Origin of the sequence: Chimaeribacter coloradensis (genome assembly GCF_002858715.1) — a bacterium.
Classification (GTDB): Bacteria; Pseudomonadota; Gammaproteobacteria; order Enterobacterales; family Enterobacteriaceae; genus Chimaeribacter; species Chimaeribacter coloradensis.
In genome coordinates this window covers 1-496 of sequence record NZ_PJZH01000074.1, presented here as the reverse complement: position 1 = coordinate 496, position 496 = coordinate 1, and the positions used below count along the sequence as shown (strand labels likewise).

General features: G+C 50.2%; 2 tRNA genes. Both read left to right on the top strand.

What is annotated here, in order from left to right:
• Positions 1-102 precede the first annotated feature (102 nt).
• Positions 103-179: transfer RNA gene (locus CYR32_RS21195), tRNA-Ile, on the top strand.
• A gap of 105 nt (positions 180-284) precedes the next feature.
• Positions 285-360, top strand: a tRNA-Ala gene (locus tag CYR32_RS21190).
• Positions 361-496: the final 136 nt, after the last annotated feature.

Below are 496 nucleotides of genomic sequence, written 5' to 3'. Positions count from 1 at the left end.
GTAGGGGAACCTGCGGTTGGATCACCTCCTTACCTCAAGATATTTGACCGTGCAGTGCCCACAACAGATTGTCTGATGAAATTCGAGCAGAAATACCTTTATAGGCTTGTAGCTCAGGTGGTTAGAGCGCACCCCTGATAAGGGTGAGGTCGGTGGTTCAAGTCCACTCAGGCCTACCAAATCTTTCCCGTGCCGTGTTGCTGACTCACTCATTTACCCCGGTAAATGCCGTGACGTTGCACGCTGTCTGAGAAAGCGTGGTAAAAGGTATTCAAAGACTGCATGGGGCTATAGCTCAGCTGGGAGAGCGCCTGCCTTGCACGCAGGAGGTCAGCGGTTCGATCCCGCTTAGCTCCACCATCCCCCCGCGGTCAACTCAATATTTCCAAGTGTATTGGCAACAGTATACTGCGAAGTATTTGCTCTTTAACAATCCGGAACAAGCTGAAAATTGAAACATTACAGCACCCATTACTCTCCGTAATGTCTCACCCTT